This is a genomic window from Streptomyces albospinus (assembly GCF_014648695.1).
GTDB classification, from domain to species: domain Bacteria; phylum Actinomycetota; class Actinomycetes; order Streptomycetales; family Streptomycetaceae; genus Streptomyces; species Streptomyces albospinus.
Genome location: NZ_BMRP01000015.1, coordinates 1 through 26,076, shown reverse-complemented (window position 1 = coordinate 26,076; position 26,076 = coordinate 1). Strand labels below are relative to the sequence as shown.

The following is a 26,076-nucleotide window of genomic DNA, read 5'->3' as shown; positions in this document are numbered from 1 at the left end:
CGGCCGACGTCCGACTGCCATTGGAGGTGCAGTTCGCCCAGGGCGCGGGAGATCTGCTCGCGGTAGACCTCGGCATCGGGGAGGGCCACGGCCCGCTCGAAGAACTCGCGCGCGCCGGCGAGGTCTTCCGCCGGGACGTTGCTCCACACCAGCCGGTGGCGGATCATCTCGCGTTCGGTGCCGGTCTGCTCGCTCAGCACCGCAAGGGCCCGGCGGCGGAGTTCGGCGGCGGCGGTCACGTTGCCCAGGCACGCTTCGGCGGCGCTCAGCCTGCCGAGGACAGCCACGTACAGGGGGATGTCCCGCAGGCGCCGGGCCAGTTCGCCGGCCTTCCCGAGCGTGTCGGCGGCGTCCCGGGGCCGGCCGAGATCCAGTTGCAGACACCCGAGGCGGAGCAGCGTCTTCCCGGACTGCCGGGGGCTGCCGACCTTCTCGGCCAGCACGATCGCCTCCGTGTAGCACTCGTACGCCCGGTCGTGCTCGCCGAGCTGGTGGTGCATCTCGCCGACCGTGCCGGTGACCACGCTCGTGAGCCAGTCGTCGTCCAACTTATGGGCCAGCTGCGCCACTTCCTGGAAGTGCACCATCGAGTCCGCTATCTGCCCGGCCAGGTTGGCGAAGGTCCCGAGACACCCCGCGGCTCTGGCCTGCTCATGCAGGTCACCGGCCCGGCGGCTGATCCGGAGGGCCTCCGTCAGCCAGCTCCGGGCCTGTTCGTAACGGCCCTGAAGGCCGTACATCATGCCCATGCACGTGCGCAGTTCGGAGACCATCCGCCGGTCGGTGGCCTGCTCGACCAGCGGCAGCAGGGTCTCCAGGGCGGTACGGCACTCGTGGAACCGGCCCTGCCGGGTCAGGTAGTCGACCAGGCCCTCGGCGATCCAGCAGGCGTCGTCCAGGTTGCCCGCACCCACCGCGTGCCCCACCACGTCGACCAGCTCGCTGCCCGCCGCGTCCAGCCAGTTCGTCGCCTCCTCCCAGTCGGCGAACGGCGCAGCCCCCGGCTCCGGACCGGTCGGAAACGCCGAGGTGCCCCAGTCGCTCGAACGGCGGGCGGCGGTCACATACAGCCGGAACACCCCGTCCCGGACCGCCGCGACCTCGGCGGGGTGCGCCGCCGCGACGCGCCGGGCGTAGACCGCCACCAGGTCGTGCAACCGGTAGCGGTCGGCGGCCACTTGCAGGACGAGGCTGGCGTCGACCAGGCTCTCCAGGGCGCGCTCGGCGTCCGCCGGCGCCCAGTCGAGCATGGCGGCCAGCGTCAGCCGGTCGAGCTCCACGGTGGGCGACAGGCCCAAGGCGCGGAACGCGCGCTGCTCGGCGGCCGGCAACTGGTCGTAGGACAGCTGGAACGCGGCCTCCACGCTCCGGTCCTCCACCGAGAGCTCGCCGAGCCGGCGCTCGTCGTCGGCCAGCCGGGCGGCCAGGGATTCCAGCGCCCACAACGGGCGGTTCTGTAACCGTGCCCCGGCGATGCGCAGGGCGAGCGGCAGTCGGTCGCACAGACCGGCGAGCCGGCGAATCGCGCCGCGCTCGCGGTCGGACCCCGAGTCGCCCACGATGCGGCTCAGCAGCCCCACCGCCTCGTCGACGTCGAGCGGGGTCAGCGAGATCCGGCGGTCCACGTCCAGCCCGGTCAGCCGCTGACGGCTCGTCACCAGCAGCATGCTGCCGGGACCGGCGGGCAGCAGCGGACGCACCTGCTCGGCACCCGAGGCGTCATCGAGCACCAGGAGCAGCCGCAGCGCGGCGGTCGCCGCCCGCCAGGAGGCGGCCAACTCGTCGAGATCTTCGGAATCCTCCCCCTCGTCGGCGCCGACCGCCCGCAGCAACCGGCGCAGCACCCGTTGCGGCCCGGTGGCCCCGCGATCCTCGCGATACCCGTGCAGATCGACGAACAGGCAGCCGTCCGGGTACCGCTCCCGCACCGTACGCGCCGCATGCACCACCAGCGCCGTCTTGCCGACCCCGGCCATACCGTCCACCGCGCGGACCGTCACGCCCTGCGCGTCGGCCGGTGCGCCGAGGAGTTCGAGCTCCCGGACCCGGCCGGTGAAGTTTCCTGCGCCGACCGGCAGTTCATTGCGCGCAGGGCGCTCCCGGCGAGCTGCCGGCAGCCGCCGGTCCGCCGGCCGCCGCTCCTGCCGTACGGGCGTGCCCAGCAGCAGCGCGTCATCGCCACGCAGCACCGCCTCGTGCACCTGCCGCAGTTCCGCGCCCGGTTCCGCTCCCTGGTCCCGCACCAGGCGACGGCGCACCTTGGTGAAGACGTCCAGTGCGTCGGCCTGCCGATTGCCGACGTAGAGGGCGCGTATCAACAGGGCGGCCAGCGCCTCGTTGTACGGGTGGGTCTCCGCCAGGGCGAACAGTTCGCCGACCGCCGCCACATGCCGGCCCATCCGGAGCTCGCAGTCCAGCTTGTCCTGCACCATCGCGAGCCGGCGCTCCGCCAGGCGCAGCCGTTCCCCCTGTGCGAACGGCCCGGGAATTCCGGCCAGCGGTTCGCCCCGGAACAGCTCCAGCGCCCGGGACCACGCGCCCACCGCGGCGTCCAGCTCGCCGCGGCCCTTCGCCGCCTTCGCCTCGGCGGCGATCTCCTCCATGCGCGCCACGTCCACCCGCACATTCCGCGGGACGAAGCGATACCCCCCGCGGTCGGTCACGATCACCGCTTCCGACGGGCCGTCCCCCGGACCGCCCAGACATCGGCGCAGGCGGTGCACATACACCGGAATCACCTTCGCGCCGGTACCGGGCTGCTCCATGCCCCATACGCCGTCGAGGAGTTGCTGCCGACTGGCCGTCACCCCCGGCCGCAGCAGCAACGCGGCCAGCAAAGCCTGCTGACGCATCGGACCGAGCTCCAGCAGCGCATCACCCCGCCGGCCCTGGAGCGGCCCCAGTACGGCCAGCCGGAGCTGCTGCACACCCGTGGATACCGCCCCCGTCGAAGACACGCAGGGAGTATAGGGCGCTACTGACGGGCACTTCAGCGCTCTCGACGAGGCTGCACAACGTGCACATCAGGTGAATTTCTCTCTCGCATTCCTCCCTCCAGGATTGGCGGCGCGGCCCCCGCCCTTCCGCCGCCGGCGGTGGTCCTGCCGAGGCGGGATTCGAACCGGTCGGGGACGGCGCGGACACGACCACACCCCCTCCGTGAGCCTGGCCACCAGACGGGAGCTGTGCGCGCCTCCACATCCGAACCGCCCCCGAGAGGTGAAGAGTTGGGGTGGAACGCCGTACCTTCACGGCCCGGTGCGCACGACGTTGTTCACTGCCAGCTGGAGACCTCGATGGACCGTGCGGAGCCGCCCGGCTCCAGTGAGCCGACGCGTACCGAGCAACGAGGTTTCGAGGAGAAGGTCCGGGAGTCGGAGCCGTGGTTGTAGACCGACCGCGCGGGTTGGACCGGCGTCGCTTCGCAATCGTGTTGGGGATTCTGCGCGGCCCTCATCTCCCCGCCGAAATCGGGCTCCGACCAGAAGCAGACGTAACCTTGCGGACAGTCGGCCGCGGCGCGGGCCGGTGCGTCCGACACCGCGCCGGTCCGTGCATGTGCGGGGGCGGTGGTGGCCAGAGCGAGGGCCGCCGCGGCGGCCAGGGAACCGAGTGCCGCGGTGACGTGGTGGATGCGCATGGGATCTCCCCCTGACAGTCGGAACATGACGCGAGATGGATCGCCTACTGGGCATTCGCCGGACCTACGGGCCGTCCCGACCTGATCACGTGCCCCGCCGAGGACACACCCGACCGGACCAGGGCCATGGGGCGAGTCTGCTGCACCGGCCACGCGCCACGCGCGGCGTTCCCTCCACCGTCATGCTTCCGGGCAGCGTTGTGCGAGTCCCCGGCCACCTGGAACGACCTGTTGTTCGAACTGTGCGAGGCGCTGCCGCGCACGGACGGACCCGTGCGCTCGTCGATCGATCCCGTGCTCATGCCGGAAGAGCGGCGGGGGCACGGCGCCGTGTACCGCGGCCCGGACAAGGGGCATCCGCAACGACACCCCCACAGCCGCCCCACTCCTCACCAGAGGGGAACCAGGCTGCGACGCGTCGGAAACCTGTCACGCTCAGCGTGGCGTGATGGCGATGCCTTCGGGCTCGTGTCCGGTCGGCAGGGTGGCGCGGACCCGCCCGGTGAAGGGGTCGATGACCGATACGGTGTCGGACTGCTCGTTGGTCACCCACACCCGCCGGCCGTCAGGGGTGACGGCGACGCCCTGCGGATCGACGCCGACGGGAACGTGGCCGACGACACGGCGGGCAAGGGTGTCGATGATCAGCAGGCAGTTCCGGGCCGAATCGGCGACGTAGAGGCGTCGGCCGTCGGGGCTGACGGCGTTGCCCAGCGGCGCCTGGCCGCCCGGCAGGGTAGCCACCACGGAGTCGGAATCGGGGTCGATGACCGACACCGTGCCGGAACCGGTGTTGGAGACATACACCCGGCGGCCGGAGGGCGGTGAACTGATCCCGCTGGGGAAGTCTCCCACCCGGATGTCCCGGGTTGCGCGCAAGCCCCTGCCGAGCACGGTCACCGTGCCCCCGCCGTTGTCGGTCACGTAGGCACGCCCGTCCGGCACCGTGGTGATGCTGTGCGGCAGCGGCCCCACCCGCAGGGTGCCGATCACGTGGCGGTCCCGGACGCTGACGATCGAGACGCTGTCCGAGCCGAAGTTGGCCACGAGCACGAGGCGGCCGTCGCGGGTCGGCATCGCCGCGAAGGGCCGGTGCCCGACCCGCACCAGGGCCGTGGCGAGCCGGGAACCGGTGCCGATGAACGAGACGGTGTCGGCACGGCTGTTGGCGACGTAGACCGCATCGCCGTCCGGAGCCGCTCCTACGCCGGTCGGGCCACGGCCCACTTGGACGGCGCCGACCCGGCGCTCCAAACGGGTGTCGAAAACCGAGACGGTCGCCGAGCCGCTGTTGGCCACGTAGGCGCTCACGCGCACGGGGTAGCGCGCCAGGTGCCGGGTCGCGGGAGCCGGTGACGAGCCGGCCGCGGCCAGGACGCAGGGCAGCAGCAGGGCGGTGGCCGAGCACCAACAGAGGCGACGACTGCGGCGGGACAGCAGGGGTGTGCTCCGACGGTTCTGGGCCGGTGGCTTGCCGAGCGGCGCGCCGGCCTGGGGAAAACGCTGCATGGCACTCCTGGATCCGCAGTGATCATTACGGCTCCACAAGATCAGGCATCTCGGGTTCCCGCAGTCGGGCTACCGGCCAGCCAGCCCTCGCCCGTGACCCGGGCGAGTGAACCGCTCCTGGCCACGTAAGCGGTCTCCGCCGTTGCGGCGGGCCGCCTGCTGCAACGGCGGGATGCGCGCCCCGGCCCGGACACCGGCGGCAGCTGCCGCCGCGTACGGCGGACAGGCACCGCAAGGAACAACCTGCACGGCGTCCGGTAAGGCCGCCGCCTCGGGGTTCCGGGTGCGGACCCGCACCGTGTGGCCTGCCTGAACGAGGTGCTCGACCACTTTCCGGCCGACCGTGCCGGTGGCACCGGTCACCAAAATGTCCATGCTTCTCCCTTTCTCGTCTTCTCGTCGCCGCCGTTCATGGACGCCCCTGGTCGGGGCGGAGCCTCCCGTCATCGGGTCGAGCGGTGAACGGACTCGTCCGAGGGCAAGATCCCCGGCCGCGGCGACGAGGCTGGCGTGCGGAAAGGGGCCGTCTCCGGCCTTCGGCAGAGATCCCCTTCTCTGTGTTCTTGCGGCGAATTGATCCGGCTGTGGGCTCGCTCGTAGTCGCCGGCGACGCCCTGGCTGCGGGCTCGATCGATGACGTGGGTGGTGCGGCGCGCCCCGGGCGGTCGGCTCGCCGCTGTACGGCTCTACACTCGACCCGGTACAGAGCAGGCGGGCCCCGGAGCGGGTGCGCCGAAGCGGGATCGATCGACGCTGTCGCACCCTCTCCGGAGGCTGGTGACAGGAACGTGCGCTGCCGCAGGAAATATGGACATAACCGGTGAATCGGTGAACTGGCGAAAGGGTGCGCATGGCTGCGTTGGCGAAGGACGAGGCGCGCAAGGAAGAGTCACCCCAGCAGGCGTCTCGCAGCAGCCAGGGCAAGTGGCGCAACTATGCGGTGATAGCGAGTGGCATCGCGGTGGTGTACGGAGCCGCGGCCCTCCTGGGGCATTCCGTGCGCAATTCCCGGCCGACCACCGTGGAAGCCCCGACGAGCGCAGTGGCGTCCGGCGGGAAGACGAAACTGGCGCTTCCGGTGAAGCCCACCATTCCCGTCACGCTCACCATTTTCGAAGACCCCCGCAATCCGCACTCGCGGGACTTCGCCCAGCGCCTCGGCCCCACTCTCGACCGGCTGCTCGCATCCGGGCAGGTCCAGATCAACTACCGCCTGGTCACGCAGAGCGACAAGCAGTACGGCGGCAGCGGGGCGACGGAAGCCGCATCCGCCGCGGCCTGCGCCCAGGACCAGGGGCGGCTCACCGCCTACATGGACCAGATCTGGAAGAACCAGCCGGCCCCCACCAAAGACACGCTGAAGAATCGCAAACTGCTCATCGCCCTGGCCAAGAAGGCCGGAAAGATCAACCACGACGATTTCTCGCTGTGCGTCGACCGAACCGAGCGCATGGGCTGGGTCAAGGAGTCGCAGGCCAACTTCGCCGCTGCGGGCCTGGGTGAACTCCCCGTCGTGCAGATCAACGACCGCACGATCCCGGGTGGCGCCGCCGCCCTCACGCCGAGCAAGCTGAACACCCTGGTGAACAAAGAGGTACAGCAGGTCATGGCCGCTGTGCCGGCCACGCCGCAGAGCTGAGCGCCGCACCGCCGAATGGCCGCATGGTGAGCCATGCGTAGCGCGAGGGCCGCCGTGACGCGGGACGGCGATCGCGTGGCCGCAGCTCGCCATGAAACCCAACGGGCATGCAGGGGAAGGCCGGAGCGCGAGCGCGGGGGACCGGCCCGACCTCGACGGGTGGGCTGTGGCATATGGGAGCTGCGGGGCGCGCCGTCGGCGGACGCCGCCACCACTGGTAGTGCAGCACCGCACGCCACGCAGCGAGAGGGACCGGAAGCGGAAACGCTTCCGCTTGCCGCGACTTCCCCTCCGTGCCGCGGCCCGTGGCATCGCTCGGTCGCCAACTCCCTTACTGCCCCTACGACGCCCGTGCCGCTACCTGATCGCGCGGGGGACGGTCCGTTCGTAGATCGCTCCGCCGGGGGTGAACCAGCCCGCCTTCTTGCGGACCGACGGGCTCGGGTCCCCGGCGTGGGACGCCTCCAGGGCGGCGAGGGCATCGGTATCGGCATGGACGAACTTGCCGACCAACTCGGCTGCCATCGCCCGGACATGCGGGTCCGGGTCGGCGGCCAGATGCTGTAGCGCAGGGGCGAGGACCCGGTCCGCGCCCGGGGCGCAGGTGTCGCCCTTGCACCGGTCGCAGGCCAGTGCGTGGAACGCGGCGATCCTGACCCGAGGGTCGGGATCGTCGGCCATGGCGATGAGTTGGTCCATGGAATCGGTGTCGACCAGGTGGTCGAGAAGACGGCAGCAGCCCTCGCGGACGGCCGGATCCTCGTCGTGCAGGCCGGCGCGGATCGCGCCCAGTGCACCCGCACCGCGCCGCAGCAGCCCACGGTAGGCCGCTGCGGCGCGATGCGGATCGCCCAGGCACGAGACGAGGGCGTCGTTTTCGGTACTGACGAATCCCAGCATGACCTCAGACTCACGCCATGCGGGGGAGCGCTGCAACGGATTTTCGCGCGGGGAGCGCGGCTCGGCGATGCCTGCGCGTCCTGGCCCCGGGCCGTGAGTGCCCCGTCGGTGGAGTACGCGAAGGCCGGGTTGCGGCCTTCGAGGCGTCCTCCCTGCCGTTGGCCGACCGGATGGCCGATGCGTTCCCACGTCATGCTCCCGGACGGCAGAGGAGGCACCGGTTTCACTCCAGTGCCGCGCCGGCGATGCGAGCACGCCAAGTTCCGTAGCGGGCAAGGCATTTGAAGGGAGGTCGACCACCTGTCATCGTGGCCGCGATCGACCGAGCCGGCGCACCCGTGCGGTCACAGCGCTAGAGTCGCGATCATGAGCCTCCCGCACCCGCTCACCCTCGCGGAGTGGACCGCCCGCAACGCCGTCCGCCTCGCCGAACTCGGCCCCCATGCCCCGTTCGACGACCTGGCGCCGCTGCTCCGCCTCATCGGCGACGCGCGGGTGGTCGCGCTGGGGGAGAACTCCCACCGGATACGGGAGTTCGGGCTGCTGCGCGACCGGATGGTGCGCTTTCTGGTCCAGGAGTGCGGATTCACCGTCTACGCCGTGGAGTTCGGGGCCGCCGCCGGCCGGGCCGTCGACGCCTGGACGCGGGGTGGCGACGGCGACCTCGACGTGCTGCTCACACCCCGCGCCGACGGTTATCCGGGCCAGTCCGCCGAAAGCCGCGACACCGTGCGGTGGCTGCGCGCCCACAACGCCACGGCGCCGCATCCGGTGCACTTCGCGGGGCTCGACGTCCCGGCGGCCGGCGGTTCACTGGCGCCCGCACTGGAGCCGGTCGCGGCGTATCTGGCCGACGTCGACCCCGGCGCGGAGCGCTATGCCCGTACCGCCCTGGCCCTTTCGGAGCCGCTCGCGGGCGGCTCGGGCCTGGTCCCCGCCCACGCCCGCCTCGGCCTGGACCCCGCGTCCCAGGACCGCCTCTCGACCGCGCTCGGCCGGCTGCTCAACCGGGTCACGGTCATGCGCGAGATCTACGTCGAGCACGGCGGCCACCAGGCGTACGAGAACGTCCTCTCGGACGTCTGGGCGGCCTGGCGCACCGACCAGATGCAGCGCGCGATGTCCGAACTCCTCGGTGGCGCACCGGACGCCGCCGACCTCGCCGCCCGTGACCGCTACCTGGCGGACAGCCTGTGGCAACTGCTCGACCGGTCCCGACCCGGCACCCGGATCGTGGTCGCCGCGCACAACGCCCATATCCAGCGCACCGCCAACCCCAAGGGCGGCCCGCTCGCCCGAACGCCCATGGGGCACCCGCTCGCTCAGCAGCTCGGGACGGACTATGTGTCCGTGGCGCTGACCAGTGGCGGCGGCCGGACCGTGACGCACGTACCCGACCCGGCGCACCCCGCCGGGATGCGCGAGTCCGCGGCCGACGCCCCCGAGGCGGTGCCCGACAGCGTGGAGGCGCTGTTCGCCGGCGTGCCCGAGGCGCCGGCGCTGGTGGACACCCGCGCCCTGCGCGCGCACGCCCGGCGGCACGGTCTGCCCGAGCCGGCCCGCATCCGCATGGACGACGGCTTCCTGCCCGTGCCGGCCCTGGAGGCCTACGACGCGGTGGTGAGCGTGCCGAGCACCACGCTCACCGCGGATCTCGCCGAGTAGCGAACGAGGTGCGGAACGTCTCCGCCGCCCATGACATCTGTCCTGCGGGACCGATGGCCATCGTTACTGACGCTGTGTCAGCCGGCCTCGGTGGGGTCGGAGACATGAACAGCGCGAAGCCCACGCCGACCACGAACAGCACGACCTTCCTCCAGAGGAAGACGCTGCCCACGACTTCGACCCGTCCGCGTACCAAGGGGAGCCTGTCCCTGCTCGGCGGCCTCAAGCAGCGGGGCGCCTTCGCGGCGCGGGAGCGTACCCGGACTCCCGGGGGGCGCCAACGCCATCCTGCGGTTCAAGTCCCCCTAGGGCATGGGCTGTAGAAAGCCGCGAAAGAGGGTTGTGACTGACAGTCACAACCCTCCTTCGCGTGTCCGCGGTCAGTGTGGGGCCGAAGCCTCCGTGCGGGGGGCGTTGCGTTCGGGGGCGGCAGGGGAGTGGCCTGCCACGGAGCCGAGTTCGGTGACACATGCGCCGAATCTGCTCTGCGGCGGGAGGGCCCCGGGCTGGGCTGTCGTGGCGGTGAGGCCGGGCCGACAGGGACGCGATCCGTTGCGGACCGCCCGCGAACCCGCCGGCGTCACCTCTTCGACTTGTAGCCCACGACCGTCATCATCCCCGACTCCGAGTGGTAGACGTTGTGGCAGTGCAGCATCCACAGGCCGGGGTTGTCGGCGTCGAAATCGACGGAGAGCTTCTCGTCCGGCAGGATGATCGTGGTGTCCTTGCGGGGGCCGCCGTCGGGCAGCGCGAAGGTGTGCCCGTGCAGATGCATCGGGTGCCACATCTTGGTCGTGTTGTGGAAGGTGAGCCGCACCCGCTCCCCCTCCTGTACGGGATAGCGCTGTGATTCCGTGTACGGCTTCCCGTTGATGGCCCAGTCCCAGTCGTCCATGGAGCCGGTGAGATCCATCTTGATGGTGCGGTCGGGCTTGCTGTCCGAGAGCCGTACCGATGCGGCGGCCTTGAACTTGTCCGCACTCAGCCCCCCGCTCCTCAGCTCCTTCGGTCGGATCTTCTCGTCGGGCGCGTCGCCGTCGCCGGTTCGCAGCAGGGCCTGCGCGGTCTGGTGGTTCTTGCCCGCGGAGAGCGCGGTGAGCGGGAAGACGCCGTCCTTCGCGGTGACCAGGACGTCGAAGCGCTCGCCCATGGCGATCAGCAGGCTGTCGGTCTCCTTGTGCTTCACCGGGTAGCCGTCGATGTGCGTCACCGTCATGTTGTGACCGCCGAGCGCGACCCGGTAGGCGGTGTCGGCGGCTGCGTTGATGAGGCGGATCCGGATGCGGTCGCCGGGCTTGGCGCGGAAGGTCTCCCGGTCCCTGGCGACCCGGCCGTTCATCAGGTGGAACGGGTGGTCCACGCTGTCCGAGGGATCGTCGTCGGCCATCGGGTGCATGGCGTGTCTGCGCGCCCGGGCCACGGCGGCAGCTGCCGCCCGGCTGCCGCCGCTCTGCATGCTGTCGTGGCCCATGGCCCCGCCGGGCTTGTTCTTGTTCAGCTCGTCCAGCACCGCGTCCGGAGTCATTCCGTCGACCCCGTCGAGCCAGTCGTCGATCATGACGACCCACTCGTGGTCGTACTTGAGGGGCTCGCGGGGGTCGTCGATGATCAACGGTGCGTACAGCCCGCGGTCCAGCTGCACGCCGACGTGCGGGTGGATCCAGTGCGTACCGGGCGTGGTGGCCGTGAAGACGTACTCGAAGGTGCCGCCGGCCTTCACGGCGCGCTGGGTGATGTCGGGGGACCCGTCCATGTCGTTGCGGATCTGCACCCCGTGCCAGTGGGCGGTGGTGGATTGCGGGAGGCGGTTGTGGAGGGTGACGACGAGCTTGTCGCCCGCGTTGGCCCGGAGCTCCTTGCCCGGCAGCAGGCCGCCGTAGGCCCAGGTGTCGACGATCTGGCCGCCCATGTCGAACTTGGCCTCGGCGGCGGTCATCGAGAAGCGGCGCACGGGGCCCGACCCCCGCTTGCTCTCCCTTTCGATGACCTCCGGACCGTCCGGGGAGACGTAGCCGGACGGGGCCTTGTGGCCGTGCGAGCCCGGCGTGTCGTGCGAGTCGGGAGGGGGCGGCGTGCTGCCGGAGTGGGGCCTGCCGTTCTTGGCGTCCAGGGCGGTGGCCCCGGTGGAGATCAGCAGCCCACTGCCGGCGGCGGCGATACCTGCGCCGAGCAGGGCGCGTCTGGAGTGCGTACGCATAGGAAGGCACCTCGTGGCGATTGTGTCGGTGTGATGTGTGGTCGGTGAGGGGCACTGCCGCGGACTCCGGGTGCGTCGGCGGCGAGGCACGCTCCTACACGCGCTGCACCAGAGGTCGCGCGAGGAGTTTCCGGCTCGGCGGCGGATGTATCGGCCGACGGCCGCACAGCCGGCCGCCGGGGTGGACGGCCACCGGGCCGTACTCCCGGCGGACGGAGTGCAGGCCGGTACCGAGGAGGAAGCGGAGACGCGGTGTCCAGAAGGAGGGCACGGTCGTACGGACCGCGGCGGGGTGCATGGCGCCGCCGTCGGTGTCCGTGACCGACCGGTCGACTTTCTGGTGCACCGTCATGTCGTCATGATCGTGTACACCTTGGTGCATCGTCATGCCGTGATGCGCCATCTGGGCCGCCGCCCCGGGCAGGGCCCCGGCGGTTCGGCGGGCGTCGGCCGTCAGTGTCTCGTGGCGCCGTGTCCGGTCTCGTGGGGGTTCACGGATTCGCGCGCGGAGCCATGAAGTTCCCACCGCTGCTCCGCTCGCCCTCGCGGGGCACCGGTCCGGTCCCGTCGCTTGGACGGGTACGCGGCAGACCCACCTTTCGTACATTGATGTCGCCGGCCCATAGTGTGTGACGCACACTATGGTGTCGAATGTGGACGATGCTGAACTCCTCGACGCCCACCGGCAGGAGCTGCGCCGCGGCTCGGTGGTACTGGCGAGCCTGCTCGCGCTCCGGACGCCGGGCTACGGCTACGGCTTGCTGAACGAGCTCGAACGCGCGGGCATGCCGGTCGCGGGCAACACGCTCTATCCACTGCTCCGCCGGCTGGAAGGCCAAGGGCTGCTGACCAGTGAGTGGGACACCAGCCAGGCACGCCCGCGCAAGGTGTACCGCACCAGCCGCGACGGCACCCGCCTCGCCCAGGCACTGCTGCGTGAGTGGCGGGCGATCGGCGCGGCGCTCACCAGCTTGGACCCCACCGCGGAAGGACCGGGTCTGTGACCGCCACCTCGACCGACCGGTACGTCGCCGCCGCGGGCACCCTCGCGCACACCGCGCGCCTCCTCCGCCAGGACAGGGCCGTCGCCGTGTAGCAGATCGGATCGCAGCACGCCGAAGGGGCGGGCACCGGTCGCGACCGACGGTGACTGTCCCCCTCCGGACGCCAACGGCCGCCGTTCGCACGGGCGTTGTCGGAGGCGGGTGCCAGGATGCGGTAGATGGAATGCGACTGGGACGTGGGCGACCGCGCCCTTGCCCACGACGCGGCGGAGTACCGGGGGCGGGCCTGGGGCGACGCAGGCACGATGTACTTCCGCATCCCCGCGGAAGCGTAAGAGGCGGGGGACTTCAGGGCGACGGTGTCCGAATTGTGCTGCCGCTGATCGCCCCCGGCAGTCGTCGCCCCGACCGTCGTCGCATCTCGTAGTACGGGCAGTGACATACCGCGCACGCCGGCACCCGTACCATGCCTGCACTCCGTTCCGTCCCCCACCTCATCTGGAAGGCCATCGCGGAATGCCAGTATTCAGACGCCGCAAAGGCAGCCGTCCCCGTCTGGTCCCCGAGCTCGACGATGCCGCCCTGGGAAAGGTCCGGCGGCGCGTCGAGACCTGCTGGGACCGCGGATCGCTCGACACGGCTGTCATGGCGCTGATGAACGACGTGATCGACGACGCCGGCGAGGACTGGGACCGCAAGGCACACCGTCTCCGGGTGCTCGTCTCGTCCGCGGGCCGGTCCCTGCCCGGCATCTGGCGCCAGCACAGCCCCCGCAACCACGCAGCTCTGCTCCTCCATGCCTGGTCGGATCTGCTGCTGGCCGGGGAGCAGGGCTCCACCATCGACCTGGACGCCACCCGGGAGACCTGCCGGCTCGCGGCCGAGCTGCTGCCCGCGGACCCCACGCCGTGGACCCTGCACATGGCCACCCTCCGCCTGGAGCGGCGCCCCTCCGGCGAACTGTCGCCGATCTGGCGCGAGATCAAGGCCCGCGATCCGTGGAACCGGGAGGCCCACCTCCAGGCGCTGGGCTATCTCTCACCGGACGAGTGCGGCTCCAGCGGGCAGGTGCTGGATCTGCTCGACAGCGTCCGCTCCGCCATGCCTCCGAACGCCCCCGCAGCGGGCCTGGAGCTTGCCGCCATCGTCCGCAGCCACCACCGCGCCATGGCTTCCGGCGGTATGTCGGCTCTCGGAGCGGGCGAATTCTGGCGCCGCCCCGATGCGGTCAGGGTGCTCGACCACGCGGCGCAACACTGGCCGAGCCCCGGATACCTCCACCATGCCCAGGCGCTCGCCGACCTGAACCTGCTGGCGTACGCGCTGATCAAGGCCGCCCGGCCCGCCGACGCCGCGACCACGCTGCGCGCCACCGGAGGCGTGGCGACGCCCTGGCCGTGGAACACCGAAGGCGAGCCGCTGGAGCGGTTCACGCACTACTACCGCCGCGCCGCCGCGGACGACTGAGAACGACGGTTCGCCGGCGGTTCCGACTCGGGGCATACACACGGCTCATAGCCGGATCGAGTGGAATCGCCGCGACTTTCCGATGTCTCCCGAATGCCCCGATCTCTTCCAGGGGATCTGTTCCTGGAAGAGCGTTGGGAGACCCGCATGTGCGACACCGTCAGCACCGGCCGTTCCACGGCCACCGGCGGGCGTCGCACGCTGCTGCTCCTGACGCTGCTGGCCCTTCTGTGCACCGCACTGATCGCCGGCGGCCCCGCCGCGCCACCCCCTGATGCCAGGGGGTGCGCCGGCCGCACGACTGCCGCTCTCCTCCCCGGTACCGCGGATCTCGTCCCCGGTGCCGCGGACCGGTCCTGCACCACCGCGTCCCAGGTCCTGGCACCGTCCCAGGACGGCGCACGGCATCCGGGCAACGGCTTCCGGCGGATGCGCCACGCCTCCGCCTGCCATCTGCGCCACCAGGTCCCGACCGGACCGGGCGGCAAGGCGGTGCGGCAATCCGCCGGGACGGATTCCCTGACCACACCGGGCCACGCCGGCTCCCGGTCGGTCCTGCCGGCTGCCGCCGCCGGACCGTCGTCCCGGGTGACCGTTCTGCGCTGCTGAGCCGGCCCGGTCGCGGATCCGTACCCGCACCCCGCCCCGAACAGGGGGCGCCGGGTCGGCCGCGCCTGCCGCCCGCACCGTTCAGGACGTCCGCACCGCAGGAGTTCCGGCATGCCCATCGACATCTTCGCCGCCCTCGGCGCGCTCGTACGCGCCGAGGCCACCCGCAATGCCCCGCGACCCGACACGCCCGCGCCGCAGCGCCCGGCCGCTCCCGTACCCGCGCAGGCCCCGCCCCCCTCCGCCGCGCCGGAGACGGCCCGCCGGCCCTCTTCCGCCGCACCGAAGTCCGCACCCCCCTCCACGCCCGCGCCCGCAAGGGCGCCGCGCTGCCGCCGGCTGCGCGCGCTGCTGGCGCTCGCCGCCTCGGCCGTACGCCGCCGGCGCACCGGATCGACGGACGGCCGCGGAGCGCCCGGTTCCTGACGGGACCGACGCCGCGGCGCGCCCGGCCGGGGCGGACACCGGGTCCGCCCCGGCCGTTCCCGCGCCGACCGGGTCCACCGGGTCCACCCGTGGGACGTCAACCCGACGGTGGAGACGAGGTGGAGAACAGCCCTTGAGGACCGGCCCTGGAGCCGATGCCGCTCCACCCGCTCGACTCCTAACGTCGATGCAGGTGATCGAAGTGCCGGAATGTCCGGCCACCCGACCCCGGGGGTTCTCATGGAAGCCGCAACGGCGCGCAGTACGACGGACCGGTGGCCCGCGCTGGTCGTGCCACTGGGCATCAACATCCTGCTGCCACTCGCCGTCTACTACGTGCTGCGGACACAGGACGTGGCCCAGTGGAAGGCCCTGTTGCTGAGCGGCGTCATCCCGGCCACGCACGCACTGGGCGCCGCCGTGGTCCGCCGCCGCGTCGAGGTGTTCGACCTCCTGATGGCCGTGCTGCTCGTGGCATCGGCACTGACCTCGCTGATCAGCGGCAGCCCGCGGGTACTGCTGTTGAAGGACGCGGGTATCCCCGCCGCCCTGGGACTCTGGATCCTGGGTTCGCTGTTCGCCGCGCGGCCGTTCGCCTTCCACTTCGGGCGCCGCCTGCGCGGCCCGGCCGCCCAGCAGGAGGCGGACCGCGCCTGGGACGACCTGCCCGACTTCCGGGCCGCGCTGCGCGCACTGACGCTGCTCTGGGGCGCCTCCCAGCTGCTCGATGCCTCGCTGAGCACCCTGGAGGCGCTGACCCTGCCCGTCGATCTGGTCCCGGTGATCGGCAGGTTCCAGTCCTTCGCGATCCTCGGCGCGGTGGCGGCCCTCACCGTCCGCCGCAGCCGCGCCTTCCACGCCGGCCGCGGCATCCCCCTCTTCGGCATACGGACTCCGGCCACCCCGCGGGCCTGAGCCACTGGGGCCGTCCCGAGGCCGCCCCGACGGAGGAGACCGCACTGGTCGGACTCCCGCCCGCGGCCGAGGAGTTGCTCGCCGACATGGCGGTCGCCGCTCCCCCGGGGGCCCGAGGGCCGGCTCACGAACGGGAGGCGGCGGCAGCGTGCCGGGAGATCATGATCGACCTTCCGATGGACAGTTCAGGCGTTGCCACGTTGTCGGACCGCACCGGCCTCGACGTCCAGCGGCCCGATGACGCAGCCGCCGTGATCACCGTCCCTGGGTGACGGCCCGCGCAGGACGGCCCTGGCTGGATGGCGCTACGCCTCGGGGCGTGTGGCGTAGGTGAGGGCGGTCCCGCTCAGCATGCCCTCGGCCAGGTCGAGGAGTTCCAGGACGGCCTTCGCGATGGCATCCGGTTTCTCGCCCGCCTCGATGCGCCGGCCGATCTCGCCGTAGACCAGGGAGTGGAACCAGCCGATCGCCCCGGCCACCACGACGGGTGTCTGGTCGTCCGGAGCGGCGCCGGTCTCCTCGGCGAGGACGGCGCCGAGCGCCTCGGTCATCTCCCGGCCGAGGTCCTCCAGGCGGGCGGTGAGGGTGGGCGCGGCCCGCATCATCTGGAAGACGCGGCCGAACCCGGCGGTCAGCCCCACGTTCCGGTCGCGTCGCCGCAGTTCGTCCCGGAGGTGGTCGAGCACGGCCCGGGCGGCGGACTCGCCGGGCTCGCGGGCGCGGACGATGTCGGCGAGCCGCTGCGGAGACGCCTGGTCCGGGGGCAGGACCAGGTCCTCCTTCGACTCGTAGTAGTTGTAGAGGGTGTTCACCGAGACGTCGGCGGCTGCCGCGACCTCGGCGATGGTGACATGGTCGAAGCCCCGCTCCACGAAGAGGGCGACGGCCGCCTCGGAGATCCGTTGCCGTGTCTGCCGCTTCTTGCGCTCCCGGAGCCCTTCACCCATGGAGCCACCCTACAGCGGCGCTGAACCGCACTGCATGTTTGCATAGCGTTGCAGTTTCAAGAGGCGGTCATGGCGAGGGGACTGCCGCCGGGAGCCACCGGGCGGAGCGCTGTGCGCGGGACGCGAGATGCGCGACATAGGCGTCCCGGACGTCGTCCTGTGTCGCGAAGCCCGGTTCGTCGGCGAGCCATACGTCGGGGACCGCGGCGACCACCTCACGCAACAGCCGCTCGGTCACGCGCGGGGCGAACTCCTCATCGACCAGGGCCAGTTCGGTACGCCTTCCGGAGCCGAGCGCGTGATGCCGGATGTCGTAGGCCCTCCCGACCGCGTCCGCCGCGGTGTCCCAGCGGTGGTGGAAGACGAGGGCGGCGCCGTGGTCGATCAGCCACAGCCGGGACCGCGGGTGCCCGGGAGCGGGCCATGTCATGAGGTTCGGGCTGTGCGTCGTCCGGTCGACATTGGCGGTGAACGCGTCGAGCCAGATGATCCGGGCGGCCTCCGCCGGATCGATGCCGACGGCGTCCGGGGCCTGCGGGATGAAGTCCGCGGCGCCCGGCAGGTAGTCCATGCCCAGGTTGAGCCCCGCGCTGGCGTGCAGCAGATCCTGCACCTCCTGGTGCGGTTCCTCCCCGGCGACGGACGGATCGAAGTGCACCAGGACCAACTCCGGCACCCGCAGCCCCAGTCGGCGGGCCAGCTCGCCCACGATGATCTCGGCGATCAGCGCCTTGCGGCCCTGTGCCGAGCCGGTGAACTTGACGACGTACGTGCCCAGGTCGTCGGCCTCCACCACACCCGGAACGGAACCGCCGCTCCGCAACGGCTCCACGTACCGGACCGCCGTCACCGTACGCAGCGCACCCGACGCCGTGGTCATCGTCCCGTCCCCTCCCCGGTCGTTCGCGGAGCGCCGGACCGTGACGCTCGCACGGCAGCGCACTGTACTGCAAATACGGAATGCATTGCAGTTATTTCCGGGCGGGTGAAGGGCCTGGTGTGCAACGTGCCGAGTGCCGGCGTGGGTTGGGGGCCTTGCGGTGCCATCCGTCGATTCCGTCGCGGGTCGGGGCACCTATGTGGACGGCGGGTATAACGGTCCCCCCTGCACCACCTGCTGCACGCGCGGCGCCATGACCTGACCGAGGAGCACCACCGGCAGCGCCTCATCCCGGGCCAGCGCCGCCGCAGCCCGGACACCGTCCCGGCGTGAGCGATCCCGCCGCCTCCGCCGGGCCCCGGGCGGAGGCGCCGTCCGCGCCTTACGACGATTCCGTCAGCGAATCCACGGCCTGCTCCCCGGCCGCCTCGGTCAGCGCGCGCAGCCCGCGCACCAGCTCGGCCCGCCGGTCGGCGGGAAGGCGGCCGACGATGGCCTGGATCTCCTGGTGCCGGTGGGCCATGACCTTCTCGACCAGCCGCCGGCCGGCCGGCCGCAGCCGCAGGATGACCTCACGGCGGTTGCCGGGATTGACCTGACGGTCCACGAGGCCCGGAGCCTCCAGCCTGTCGACCATGCGCATCGCCGTGGAAGGGTTCACATCCAGCGCGGCGGCCAGCGCGGCGAGCTTCACCGGGCCCTCGCCGTGCAGGACCACCAGGGTGCGCAGTTGGGGCAGCGTCAGCGCCGGCTCGATATCGGCGAGCGCCCGCGCGGAGAGCGCGACGAACAGGCGGGACGCCGTCATGACGGCGGCGGTGACCTCGTCAACGGTCTCGTGCAGGTCCTCCGCCGGCCGATCCGCCGGGACCGGCCCTCCCTCATCCTTGGTTTGCCGCACCATACCGCTGTTATATCGCTCCGTTCGGCGGCCCCGACGAACGAGGTCGCACGCGAGGACACCGCGGCCCCGGCGGCGCGGCTGCCCCGGCCCGCCCTCACCCGGCCCAGCGTCCCGACAGGAACGTCAGCGCGAAGACCGCGGTCAGCGGCGTGACCAGGCAGAGGTAGCCCGAGCGGAAGCGCGGTCTGCGCATGCTCCGAGCCGCCAGCGCGATCCACAGCGGCCACCACAGCAGGGTGGCGCGGGGGATGGACATGTACCAGTACGAGGTTCCCAGCGCGCAGAGGCTGAGACCGACGTAAAGGGCTTCGGGCCAACGGCGTTGACGGATCAGCAGACCGACCAGCAGCAACCCGACCAGCATCGCGGCGAGTTCGGCCTGGAACATGAACGCGTACCCGGTGGTCTGGACATGGTCGAACGCGCCGTGCCAGGTGTGGCTCCAGGCGTCCCACGGAGTGTGTAAGGTCCGGTACCAGCCCCGCTCCTCGGCGTGCTTCCAGGCCATCCAGTCACCGGTGCGGGCGCACAGATACCAGCTGTAGAGGAAGGCCGGCAGCGCGGGCAGGGCGAGCCACGGCAGCGCACGCAGCTCCCGGCGGTCACGGACGGACAGGAAGAACTGGAGCGCGAGCGCGGCGGCGAGGAACAGACCGCTGACCCGCACCGCCGTCGCCAGCGCGGCCAGGGTGGCGGCCAGGGCCCACCTGCGGTGCCGGGCCGTGAGCCAGGCAGGTAGCGCGACGGCGAGGAACAGGGACTCCGTATAGCCGACAGCCAGGAAGACCGCGCACGGTGACACCAGGAAGAACAGCACGGCCCGCTGACCCGCCCCCGCATCCGGCAGCTGGAGCCGGGTGATACGGGCCAGAGCCACCACGGCGACCGCTCCGGCGATCGACGAGATCAGCAGCCCCGCCGCCGTCCAGCCCGGTACGACGGCATGAACCGCACGCAGCAGAAGCGGGAAGCCCGGGAAGAACGCCTCCCGGTTGTCCCAGCCCGCCTGCCAGGGACCTCCCCGCCCGGGAAAGTAGCCCTCGCTCGCAATACGGAGGAAAAGGCCCCAGTCCCAGCGTGCGAAGGAGGCCAGGACCGGCCCCGGGTCGGTCGTGTCCGGGTCCGACGGAAACAGCCAGCGGGCGCAGTAAGCCGTGATCCAGATGCCTGTGCGGATCAGCAGGTACAGCCACAGCACCTCCCGGTCGGCCCGGCTCAGACGTGGGGCCGACCGTCCGAAGAGATCCCGGCGCACGCGGATCGCCACCCCGGTGGCGGGCCGGCGCACGGGCCGCGGGGGCGGTGGGCCGGCGGGTATGCGCTCCCGAGGACCGGGCGGCACAGCGGACATAAGGGGCTCCTCGGTGTGCGGGGGCAGGCGTCATCGCCCGGCGGCGACCCGCCGGGTCACAGGTGGCTGCGTCCGATCAGGGCGGGGCGGTGGTGAACCCGGGCCCGGTGCTGCTCGCGGAAGGCGGCGCCGTGTGCACGGGGGACTCCCCGGCCGAAGCGGAGGAGCTGCCCGACGGCCCGGTGCCGGGCGTGGTCGCCGTCGTCTCCTGCCCGGGGAACGGCACCACCGGAGCCTGGCTCGTGGGCGCCGGCAACGGCCGGCTCGGCGACGGGCTGGTCGCCGGAACGTGCGGCGGCGGCCGATCCGGCAGCAGCGCGACAGCGGTCGCCACGCCACCTCCCAAGGCCAGGCACGCCGCCACGGCCAAGCCGGCCATCTTCCGTCGCCGACCTCGCCTGGCCCGCTCGGCGATGTACGCGACCGGCGCCGCGGCGCTATGGGCCTGCCCCACCCGGGCCGCTTGCCGGAACAGGGACCGCAACGGGTCCTGGTGCTCAGTCACCGGGGGCCTCCTCCATACGCGGGTCCTGTAGGCGGTGTGCGAGCGCCGACCGCCCGCGGCTCAGGTGCGTTTTGACGGTGCTCGCCGAAAGCCCCGTCTCGCCAGCGACCTGATCAACCGTCAGATCACATAGGTAGTGCAAGGTCATGACCCGCCGCTGCTGCGCCGGCAACTCCCGCAGCGATTCCACCAGCGCCACTTGCTCCGGTCCGGGCCCCTCCACATGCGGTGGGGCGCCACTGCGCTTCCAGGCATCGGCCGACCGCCGTCGGAATCGCCACCGGCTGACCGCCAGCCGCCAGGCAACGGTGCGGATCCACGCCTCGGGCCGGCCGTCCCGGTCGAGCTGCCGACGCCGGCTCCACCCCCTGACGAACGCCTCCTGCACCACGTCCTGCGCCTCGTGCAGGTCGCCGAGCATCACGTACAACTGCCCCGTGAGTCGCGCCACCGTCTGGGCGTAGAACTCTTCGAACTCCTCGACGGTCAACAGCCACTCCCGGATCTCTCGCTTCACCGGGCATACGCCTGGCAGTGGGCTCTCGGTCGACACCGGGCAGGAGAAAACAGTGTGAGCGTCGTCACGGAACCGCACCGTGACAAACACATGTCTTTCCGCAGATTCACATAGCCGTGGCAGAAGCCGGTTGGAAGGCAATCGGCTCGAAGCCAATTCGCCTGGAGGCAATCGGATGGGAAGCAAGGTGACAGCGGACGACGCGACGGCCGCCGGAGATACGCCGAGCCTGCTCGCGGTGTTCGCCCACCCGGACGACGAGTCGCTGGCTGCGGGCGGAGTGCTCGCCCGGCACACCGCCGCGGGCGCCCGCACCGCGGTGGTCACGGCAACCTGGGCCGCGGACACGCCCCGCGCCGCCGAGCTGGCCGAGGCGCTCCGCATCCTCGGTGCCGGCACACCTCGGATGCTGGGCTACGCCGACGCCCGCGCACCGCAGTCCGCCCCGGGCAGCACTCGGTTCTGCGAAGCCCCGCTCGACGAGGCGGTGCGGCGGCTGGTGGCGCATGTCAGAGAATTCCGCCCGGAGATCGTCGTCACCCATGATGCCCACGGCGGGCTGACCGGCCACTCCGACCATGTGCACACCCACCGGGTCACCATGCTCGCAGTCCAGGCGGCCGGACTGGAGCGCCTCTACCCCGACACCGGCGCCCCCTGGCAGCCGAGCGCCGTCTACCTGGCCACGCACCCGCACTCGGCCGTACCGGCGCTGAGCGACCTGGCCCGCGCCGGCAAGGCGATGCACACCGTCCCGGACAAGCGGATCACCGCCACCGTCGACGTCGGCCCCTGGCTGGAGCAGAAACTCGCCGCCGTCCTGGCCCACCGCACCGAGGTGGCGCGCGGAGCCCTCCCCGGTCTGATCGCCACCCTCCCCGCACAGGCTCGCCGGCGGCTCCTTTCCACCGAGTGGTACATCCGCCACGATCCCGTCACCGCGACCGCAGCCCGAACGGAACCGACTGCCTGAGGACGCGTTCGGGAAGATGAGGTCCGGGCTCGGCCGCCGTGGTGCCGCTCTCCCTTCCGGGGCGGTCGGTGTGGGACGAACACCACCACCCCACTACGCAACGCCTGCGCCCCCAAAGGGCAGTTCAGCCGAACCGCACGGCACGGACAACGAACGTGGACCACGGCGCCGCTTGCCTGTTTGGTCGGCCGGGCAGGGCGGGGCCGCCCGTGAGGTGTACGGAACGGCCCGCCCTGCCACTGCCCTTGGCGTGCTTGCTGCCTACTCCGGCAGATCGGCGCTGAGGGTGGTGTCCGGGACGCAGACGATCCCGTCGAACGCCTCCAGCGCGGGGATTTCGAGGAACGCGGTGTCCAGCCGGGTGCGGACGGGCTCCGGCAGCCCGTGACGTCGCGCGTACGCGCGCAGCGCCCGCGCGTCCACCAGGGCCGGTTTCCCGGGCACGCCCGCGAACAGCGCCTCGACGCTGTCCGGCAATGCTTCCGGGGTGTCGGCCCGTCCCCAGCGCATCCCGAGGGGGTGGTCCGGGTCGGGCACGTTCTCCACCGTCTCACCGCCATTGCCGGTCAGCGCCAGGGGAACGTACTCCGGGCCGAGCGCCCGGGAGAGCAGATTGCCCATGGTCGTCACCGCCAGTGCGCCGTCGGCCTGGTTGGCCGAGCGCTGGATGTGGGCGTTGTGCCCGACGAGGACGACGCGGGTGCCGGGCTCGGACCGCTCCAGGAACTCCAGCAGCGTGTCGGCCAGATAGCGCTCGCGGGCGGCGAAGTTCAGGCCGTCGGGCGTGCCCGTGAGCGCCTCGACCATGGCGCGCTGGGCCCGGTCGGTCGTCACCGCCGCGCGGACGTCCGACAGCGCGGTCTCGTACGCCGTGGGCCCACTGCGCTCGGTGTAGATCTCACGCAGATCGGTGGAGCGGCCCAGCAGCCGGGCGAGCGCCGTGGTGAGGCGGTCCTGCACCGCCGGGTCCAGGCCGAGCCTGGCGTAGGCAGGCACCATGACCGTCCCGCCCGCGATCGACTCGGAGATCTCCAGCGCGGTGTTCAGGAAGCGCAGCGCGCCGGGGTCCACGGTGGTCAGGTAGGCGGCGACCGGCTCCAGTACGGGCGCGAGCGAGCCGCCTGCCATGGGGATGTCGCAGCCGACGAAGCGGACCGGATGTGCGGCGCGGGCGTTGTGGCGGCGCAGCCACCGCAGGGTGTCCCGGCACTCCGCGGGCTGCCCCAACCCCTTGACGCCTTCGGCTTTGCCTGCGCCTTCGGTGCTGTGGTCCTGGGCACCGCTGCTCGCGGGGGCCAGGAGGTCGTCGATGTCGCCCGGCCCGCCCTGGACCCAGTCGTCCACCGCGCGGCCCTCGGCGGCTCCGTACTCCATGGCGTAGACCGTGAAGCCCAGCCGCTCGACGAGGAAACGCAGCATGCGGTGGCGCAGTTGGGCGAACTCGCGGATCTGGTGGGAGTTCTCGCCGAGGGCGACCACGCGAGCGCTGCCGACGAGGCCGCGCAGCGGCTCCAGGTCATCGAGCGGCGCCCCCATGTCTGCTCCGGGGCCGAGGTCGGCCAGTCGGGAGGAGTGAGTCGTGACCCACTGCGTCAGTTCGACGGGGGCGGTCGTCAGGGTCGGCTCGGCGTCCGGAACGAGATCGCGCAGATCGCTGAGGTGTGCGTGGGCGCTGTGGCCGTGGTGGTTCTGATGCTTCTGGTCACTCTGGTGCTTCTGGTCGTTCATGAATCGTGCTCCGCGGTGTGAGTCAGCGTCGGAGCCGGGCAGCGTCGAGCACCGCACCGGCGGGAAACCGGAACGCGGCGAAGCTGTCGGGATGTTGAGCGCAGCCTGCCGCTAGGCGGCGTTGCGGGGCTTGATGAACCAGCTCTGGCGGGTGCAGACAGTCATGCCGGGGACCGTATCAACGGCAGTCGCAGCACGCATCGCAGTTTTCCGGCGCGCGTGCGAGCCCCGTGGTGGGGGAGGGGACGGTTCCTCACCAGGTCGAGATCGACACCATGGCAGGACAGGACGTGATGAACCGGTCGGGGGGTGCGGAGCGCCTGATAAGGCTTCAATTCCCGCGGCTTGCCGCCCGTCCTGCCGGGCGCGACCCGGGTGCGACCGCGGACCGCCGCGAATGTCGGCCCCGCCCGTCAATGGTGCATTCGCCAACGGCGCATTCGCCAAAGGCGCGTTCGCCAAAGGCGCATTCGCCAACGCTGCGTTCGCCCGAAGTCGGATGTCGGCGCGAACACCGGGCGCACGCGGCGGGGCGGTTGGCGGCACGCATACCGGACGGCCGCGCACGGGCCGCTGCCACTGGAATGCGTATGCCTCGGGTGGCACGATGAGCCCCCATGAATGATCGCGCCGATCCTGCCGCTCAAGCTCTGCGTTTGGTTTCCACTCGCTTCCCGCACGCGTTGGGCGCCGTGCTCGGTGGCTCGGCCGCCGAGGGACGTGCCACTGCGACCAGCGATCTGGACGTGGGCATCCTCTTGCCGGACTCGGACACCAGCGGTCGCGAGGTGATACGCCATGAGGGGCGCCTCGCCGAGCTGTTCCTGAACACCCTTGCGGACGTGCCGGAATTCTTCGCGTGGGACAGAGCCCGCCGCCGCGGCACAGTGCTGTTCGTCTACGGCCAGGGGCTTCCTCTGACGGACCCCCACGGCCACCTGTTCCGTACGTGCGAACAGGCCCGAGCGGTACTCGCGTCCGGACCTCCGCCACTCACCCCGGCGGAATGGGAACGAGCCCGCTACGGTCTCACCTCTTACATGGACGACCTGGTCGACACTCCCGCGGCCAATCGCCATGAACAGCTCTCACTCGCCGATTTCACCTTGCGTGAGGCGGCGCACTTGCTCACGGCCCACCACAACGCCTGGACGGGCATCGGCAAATGGCTGCCCCGCCGACTCCTGCACGCGGACCCGGCACTCGGCAAGGCCCTTCTGAACGGCCATCAAGCCGTCGCCGAACTCGCCGACCCCGTCCCGTTGGTCGCCGCCGCCGAGCATGTGCTGGACCTGGTCGGCGGACCGCTGCGGGACGGGTACGCACATCACTGGCGCGCCTGATTCACCGGATACACCCGACTCGCCCGAGTGCAGTTCCTGCGGAGTCGGTGCTGCCCTTGTGAACCGTGGTCTTTGCGCGCTCCGTCCGCCCCGAGTGGCGGATCGAACTCGGTGACGCGGCGCGGGTTCAGGACCTGACAGGACTCCAACGCGGCTCGCCGGCCAGGGCATTGGGAATCGAGTAGGCGGAAACAACGGCGGGCCGATCAGAGCAGGTTCTCGCACTACTCGGGACCATCTACAACGATGTGCACCGAGACGCGCGGCGAACTCCTGACGCTCCTGTCGAGCCTTCTGTGCGTGGAGCGCAGCGAACACATACGCACTGCACGTTCCGCGGCGTATCCGAAGCCCTCGCCGCAGGCGTGACACGGCGATGTGACCGACACGAGAATGCCGGAAAACCCAGTGCCGGCCCGACAAGGCAAGGTCGGCGGATATGGCATCCGTTACGGGATGTCGAGTCGAAAAAGAGTAGGGGGTCGAACCGCCGAGCGGGTGAACTGTGGACTGAGCGACTGGGATCGGTGGCATGGATTCTCACGTCCTAGCGTCTCAACCGATAATCGGAGCTAACAATGCGTATGCGTACCGCTCTCGCCGCCGCGGCCCTCTGCTCGGCTGCCCTCATGGGCCCTGCCGGCATCGCCGCCGCCGACGATGGCGATCACTCGGGTGATCTGTTCGGGGTGGGCAACCAGCACATGCACGATGTGACGGCCCAGGACTCCCCCTCCTGGATCTTCGGGGACGGCGGGGAGGACGGCGGGGAGCACGGTAAGAAGGGCGGGGAGCACGGCAAGGACGGCGGGGAGGACGGTAAGAAAGGCGGGGACCACCGTAGTAAGTAACCGAGACTGAAAAAGCCCCGCCCTTCCGCCGGCGCTGACGCCGAAGACTTCCGTTCTAGTGGTCGTCGCAACACCCCAGCTCAAGGGGTGCGATGGACTTCAAGAT

24 protein-coding genes are annotated in these 26,076 nt (G+C 71.4%); 11 read left to right on the top strand and 13 right to left on the bottom strand.

The window, feature by feature from the left end; translation table 11 throughout:
- From IEZ17_RS21010 to IEZ17_RS44500, 4 genes are all read right to left on the bottom strand, one after another.
- On the bottom strand, nucleotides 1-2,957 hold a 2,957-nt coding region (locus IEZ17_RS21010), incomplete at its 3' end, for an AfsR/SARP family transcriptional regulator (RefSeq protein ID WP_189302408.1).
- Nucleotides 2,958-3,274: 317 nt separating this feature from the next.
- Nucleotides 3,275-3,640, bottom strand: coding sequence for a peptidase inhibitor family I36 protein (locus IEZ17_RS21005; protein ID WP_189302406.1), 366 nt, complete (start codon nucleotides 3,638-3,640; stop codon nucleotides 3,275-3,277).
- 435 nt (nucleotides 3,641-4,075) lie between these two features.
- Nucleotides 4,076-5,149 (bottom strand): YncE family protein, encoded by a 1,074-nt coding sequence (locus IEZ17_RS21000; RefSeq protein ID WP_189302404.1) that lies wholly within the window; start codon nucleotides 5,147-5,149, stop codon nucleotides 4,076-4,078.
- A gap of 69 nt (nucleotides 5,150-5,218) precedes the next feature.
- Complete coding sequence (locus IEZ17_RS44500; protein WP_189302403.1) at nucleotides 5,219-5,524, bottom strand: NmrA family NAD(P)-binding protein; 306 nt, start codon at nucleotides 5,522-5,524, stop codon at nucleotides 5,219-5,221.
- 484 nt (nucleotides 5,525-6,008) lie between these two features.
- Between IEZ17_RS44500 and IEZ17_RS20990 the strand changes: the two genes are divergently transcribed.
- Nucleotides 6,009-6,788, top strand: coding sequence for a DsbA family protein (locus IEZ17_RS20990; protein ID WP_229852463.1), 780 nt, complete (start codon nucleotides 6,009-6,011; stop codon nucleotides 6,786-6,788).
- 357 nt (nucleotides 6,789-7,145) lie between these two features.
- Here the strand turns inward: IEZ17_RS20990 and IEZ17_RS20985 are convergent, their stop codons facing one another.
- Nucleotides 7,146-7,688 carry a HEAT repeat domain-containing protein gene (locus tag IEZ17_RS20985; RefSeq protein WP_189302399.1) on the bottom strand — a complete coding sequence of 181 codons (543 nt, stop codon included), beginning with the start codon at nucleotides 7,686-7,688 and terminating at the stop codon, nucleotides 7,146-7,148.
- Nucleotides 7,689-8,054: 366 nt separating this feature from the next.
- Between IEZ17_RS20985 and IEZ17_RS20980 the strand changes: the two genes are divergently transcribed.
- Nucleotides 8,055-9,353 carry an erythromycin esterase family protein gene (locus IEZ17_RS20980; RefSeq protein ID WP_189302397.1) on the top strand — a complete coding sequence of 433 codons (1,299 nt, stop codon included), beginning with the start codon at nucleotides 8,055-8,057 and terminating at the stop codon, nucleotides 9,351-9,353.
- A gap of 580 nt (nucleotides 9,354-9,933) precedes the next feature.
- Here the strand turns inward: IEZ17_RS20980 and IEZ17_RS20975 are convergent.
- The gene (locus tag IEZ17_RS20975) at nucleotides 9,934-11,550 is read right to left on the bottom strand and encodes a multicopper oxidase family protein (RefSeq protein ID WP_189302395.1); all 1,617 of its coding nucleotides are present in this window, start codon (nucleotides 11,548-11,550) and stop codon (nucleotides 9,934-9,936) included.
- A gap of 94 nt (nucleotides 11,551-11,644) precedes the next feature.
- Nucleotides 11,645-11,902, bottom strand: coding sequence for a hypothetical protein (locus IEZ17_RS20970; protein WP_189302393.1), 258 nt, complete (start codon nucleotides 11,900-11,902; stop codon nucleotides 11,645-11,647).
- 301 nt (nucleotides 11,903-12,203) lie between these two features.
- Between IEZ17_RS20970 and IEZ17_RS20965 the strand changes: the two genes are divergently transcribed.
- From IEZ17_RS20965 to IEZ17_RS20945, 5 genes are all read left to right on the top strand, one after another.
- On the top strand, nucleotides 12,204-12,554 hold the full coding sequence (locus IEZ17_RS20965) for a PadR family transcriptional regulator (protein WP_229852462.1): 351 nt from the start codon (nucleotides 12,204-12,206) through the stop codon (nucleotides 12,552-12,554).
- A 516-nt stretch (nucleotides 12,555-13,070) separates the two neighbouring features.
- Nucleotides 13,071-14,021, top strand: a complete 951-nt coding sequence (locus tag IEZ17_RS20960; protein ID WP_189302389.1) for a hypothetical protein — start codon at nucleotides 13,071-13,073, stop codon at nucleotides 14,019-14,021.
- Nucleotides 14,022-14,168: 147 nt separating this feature from the next.
- A complete protein-coding gene (locus IEZ17_RS20955) occupies nucleotides 14,169-14,630 on the top strand; it encodes a hypothetical protein (RefSeq protein WP_189302387.1) in 462 nt (153 codons plus the stop codon).
- A 111-nt stretch (nucleotides 14,631-14,741) separates the two neighbouring features.
- Entirely contained in the window at nucleotides 14,742-15,056 is a 315-nt protein-coding gene (locus IEZ17_RS20950) for a hypothetical protein (RefSeq protein ID WP_189302385.1), read from the top strand.
- Between the two features lie 240 nt (nucleotides 15,057-15,296).
- Entirely contained in the window at nucleotides 15,297-15,971 is a 675-nt protein-coding gene (locus IEZ17_RS20945) for a VC0807 family protein (RefSeq protein WP_189302383.1), read from the top strand.
- A gap of 305 nt (nucleotides 15,972-16,276) precedes the next feature.
- Here the strand turns inward: IEZ17_RS20945 and IEZ17_RS20940 are convergent, their stop codons facing one another.
- The 4 genes from IEZ17_RS20940 to IEZ17_RS20925 all read right to left on the bottom strand — a co-directional run bounded on the left by IEZ17_RS20940 (nucleotide 16,277) and on the right by IEZ17_RS20925 (nucleotide 20,053).
- Entirely contained in the window at nucleotides 16,277-16,918 is a 642-nt protein-coding gene (locus IEZ17_RS20940) for a TetR/AcrR family transcriptional regulator (protein WP_189302381.1), read from the bottom strand.
- A 67-nt stretch (nucleotides 16,919-16,985) separates the two neighbouring features.
- Complete coding sequence (locus tag IEZ17_RS20935; RefSeq protein WP_189302379.1) at nucleotides 16,986-17,798, bottom strand: HipA family kinase; 813 nt, start codon at nucleotides 17,796-17,798, stop codon at nucleotides 16,986-16,988.
- 382 nt (nucleotides 17,799-18,180) lie between these two features.
- Nucleotides 18,181-18,702 (bottom strand): MarR family winged helix-turn-helix transcriptional regulator, encoded by a 522-nt coding sequence (locus IEZ17_RS20930; protein WP_189302378.1) that lies wholly within the window; start codon nucleotides 18,700-18,702, stop codon nucleotides 18,181-18,183.
- A gap of 94 nt (nucleotides 18,703-18,796) precedes the next feature.
- Nucleotides 18,797-20,053, bottom strand: coding sequence for a mannosyltransferase family protein (locus IEZ17_RS20925; protein WP_189302376.1), 1,257 nt, complete (start codon nucleotides 20,051-20,053; stop codon nucleotides 18,797-18,799).
- Between the two features lie 62 nt (nucleotides 20,054-20,115).
- Between IEZ17_RS20925 and IEZ17_RS20920 the strand changes: the two genes are divergently transcribed.
- Nucleotides 20,116-20,589 (top strand): hypothetical protein, encoded by a 474-nt coding sequence (locus IEZ17_RS20920; RefSeq protein WP_189302375.1) that lies wholly within the window; start codon nucleotides 20,116-20,118, stop codon nucleotides 20,587-20,589.
- Here IEZ17_RS20920 and IEZ17_RS20915 read toward each other — a convergent pair.
- Nucleotides 20,551-21,048, bottom strand: a complete 498-nt coding sequence (locus tag IEZ17_RS20915) for a SigE family RNA polymerase sigma factor (RefSeq protein WP_189302657.1) — start codon at nucleotides 21,046-21,048, stop codon at nucleotides 20,551-20,553. The genes IEZ17_RS20920 and IEZ17_RS20915 overlap by 39 nt on opposite strands.
- A gap of 202 nt (nucleotides 21,049-21,250) precedes the next feature.
- On the opposite strand from IEZ17_RS20915, the gene IEZ17_RS20910 reads away from it, so the two are divergent.
- Nucleotides 21,251-22,048 (top strand): PIG-L deacetylase family protein, encoded by a 798-nt coding sequence (locus IEZ17_RS20910; protein ID WP_189302373.1) that lies wholly within the window; start codon nucleotides 21,251-21,253, stop codon nucleotides 22,046-22,048.
- 261 nt (nucleotides 22,049-22,309) lie between these two features.
- Here the strand turns inward: IEZ17_RS20910 and IEZ17_RS20905 are convergent, their stop codons facing one another.
- Nucleotides 22,310-23,776: an erythromycin esterase family protein gene (locus tag IEZ17_RS20905; RefSeq protein WP_189302371.1), complete on the bottom strand. Its 1,467-nt coding sequence runs from the start codon at nucleotides 23,774-23,776 to the stop codon at nucleotides 22,310-22,312.
- A gap of 656 nt (nucleotides 23,777-24,432) precedes the next feature.
- Here IEZ17_RS20905 and IEZ17_RS20900 point away from each other — a divergent pair.
- Together IEZ17_RS20900 and IEZ17_RS20895 are read left to right on the top strand one after the other, a co-directional pair.
- Nucleotides 24,433-25,119, top strand: a complete 687-nt coding sequence (locus tag IEZ17_RS20900) for a nucleotidyltransferase domain-containing protein (RefSeq protein ID WP_308427679.1) — start codon at nucleotides 24,433-24,435, stop codon at nucleotides 25,117-25,119.
- A gap of 578 nt (nucleotides 25,120-25,697) precedes the next feature.
- The gene (locus tag IEZ17_RS20895) at nucleotides 25,698-25,970 is read left to right on the top strand and encodes a hypothetical protein (protein ID WP_229852461.1); all 273 of its coding nucleotides are present in this window, start codon (nucleotides 25,698-25,700) and stop codon (nucleotides 25,968-25,970) included.
- Nucleotides 25,971-26,076: the final 106 nt, after the last annotated feature.

Coding starts and splice junctions, on each gene's coding strand:
- IEZ17_RS20910 (WP_189302373.1), top strand. CDS start 21,251: ATGGGAAGCAAGGTGACAGCGGACGACGCGACGGCCGCCGGAGATACG.
- IEZ17_RS44500 (WP_189302403.1), bottom strand. CDS start 5,524: ATGGACATTTTGGTGACCGGTGCCACCGGCACGGTCGGCCGGAAAGTG.
- IEZ17_RS20950 (WP_189302385.1), top strand. CDS start 14,742: ATGCCCATCGACATCTTCGCCGCCCTCGGCGCGCTCGTACGCGCCGAG.
- IEZ17_RS20945 (WP_189302383.1), top strand. CDS start 15,297: ATGGAAGCCGCAACGGCGCGCAGTACGACGGACCGGTGGCCCGCGCTG.
- IEZ17_RS20935 (WP_189302379.1), bottom strand. CDS start 17,798: ATGACCACGGCGTCGGGTGCGCTGCGTACGGTGACGGCGGTCCGGTAC.
- IEZ17_RS20960 (WP_189302389.1), top strand. CDS start 13,071: ATGCCAGTATTCAGACGCCGCAAAGGCAGCCGTCCCCGTCTGGTCCCC.
- IEZ17_RS20895 (WP_229852461.1), top strand. CDS start 25,698: ATGCGTATGCGTACCGCTCTCGCCGCCGCGGCCCTCTGCTCGGCTGCC.
- IEZ17_RS20955 (WP_189302387.1), top strand. CDS start 14,169: ATGTGCGACACCGTCAGCACCGGCCGTTCCACGGCCACCGGCGGGCGT.
- IEZ17_RS21005 (WP_189302406.1), bottom strand. CDS start 3,640: ATGCGCATCCACCACGTCACCGCGGCACTCGGTTCCCTGGCCGCCGCG.
- IEZ17_RS21000 (WP_189302404.1), bottom strand. CDS start 5,149: ATGCAGCGTTTTCCCCAGGCCGGCGCGCCGCTCGGCAAGCCACCGGCC.
- IEZ17_RS20970 (WP_189302393.1), bottom strand. CDS start 11,902: ATGACGGTGCACCAGAAAGTCGACCGGTCGGTCACGGACACCGACGGC.
- IEZ17_RS20985 (WP_189302399.1), bottom strand. CDS start 7,688: ATGCTGGGATTCGTCAGTACCGAAAACGACGCCCTCGTCTCGTGCCTG.
- IEZ17_RS20930 (WP_189302378.1), bottom strand. CDS start 18,702: ATGGTGCGGCAAACCAAGGATGAGGGAGGGCCGGTCCCGGCGGATCGG.
- IEZ17_RS20980 (WP_189302397.1), top strand. CDS start 8,055: ATGAGCCTCCCGCACCCGCTCACCCTCGCGGAGTGGACCGCCCGCAAC.
- IEZ17_RS20975 (WP_189302395.1), bottom strand. CDS start 11,550: ATGCGTACGCACTCCAGACGCGCCCTGCTCGGCGCAGGTATCGCCGCC.
- IEZ17_RS20905 (WP_189302371.1), bottom strand. CDS start 23,776: ATGAACGACCAGAAGCACCAGAGTGACCAGAAGCATCAGAACCACCAC.
- IEZ17_RS20925 (WP_189302376.1), bottom strand. CDS start 20,053: ATGTCCGCTGTGCCGCCCGGTCCTCGGGAGCGCATACCCGCCGGCCCA.
- IEZ17_RS20940 (WP_189302381.1), bottom strand. CDS start 16,918: ATGGGTGAAGGGCTCCGGGAGCGCAAGAAGCGGCAGACACGGCAACGG.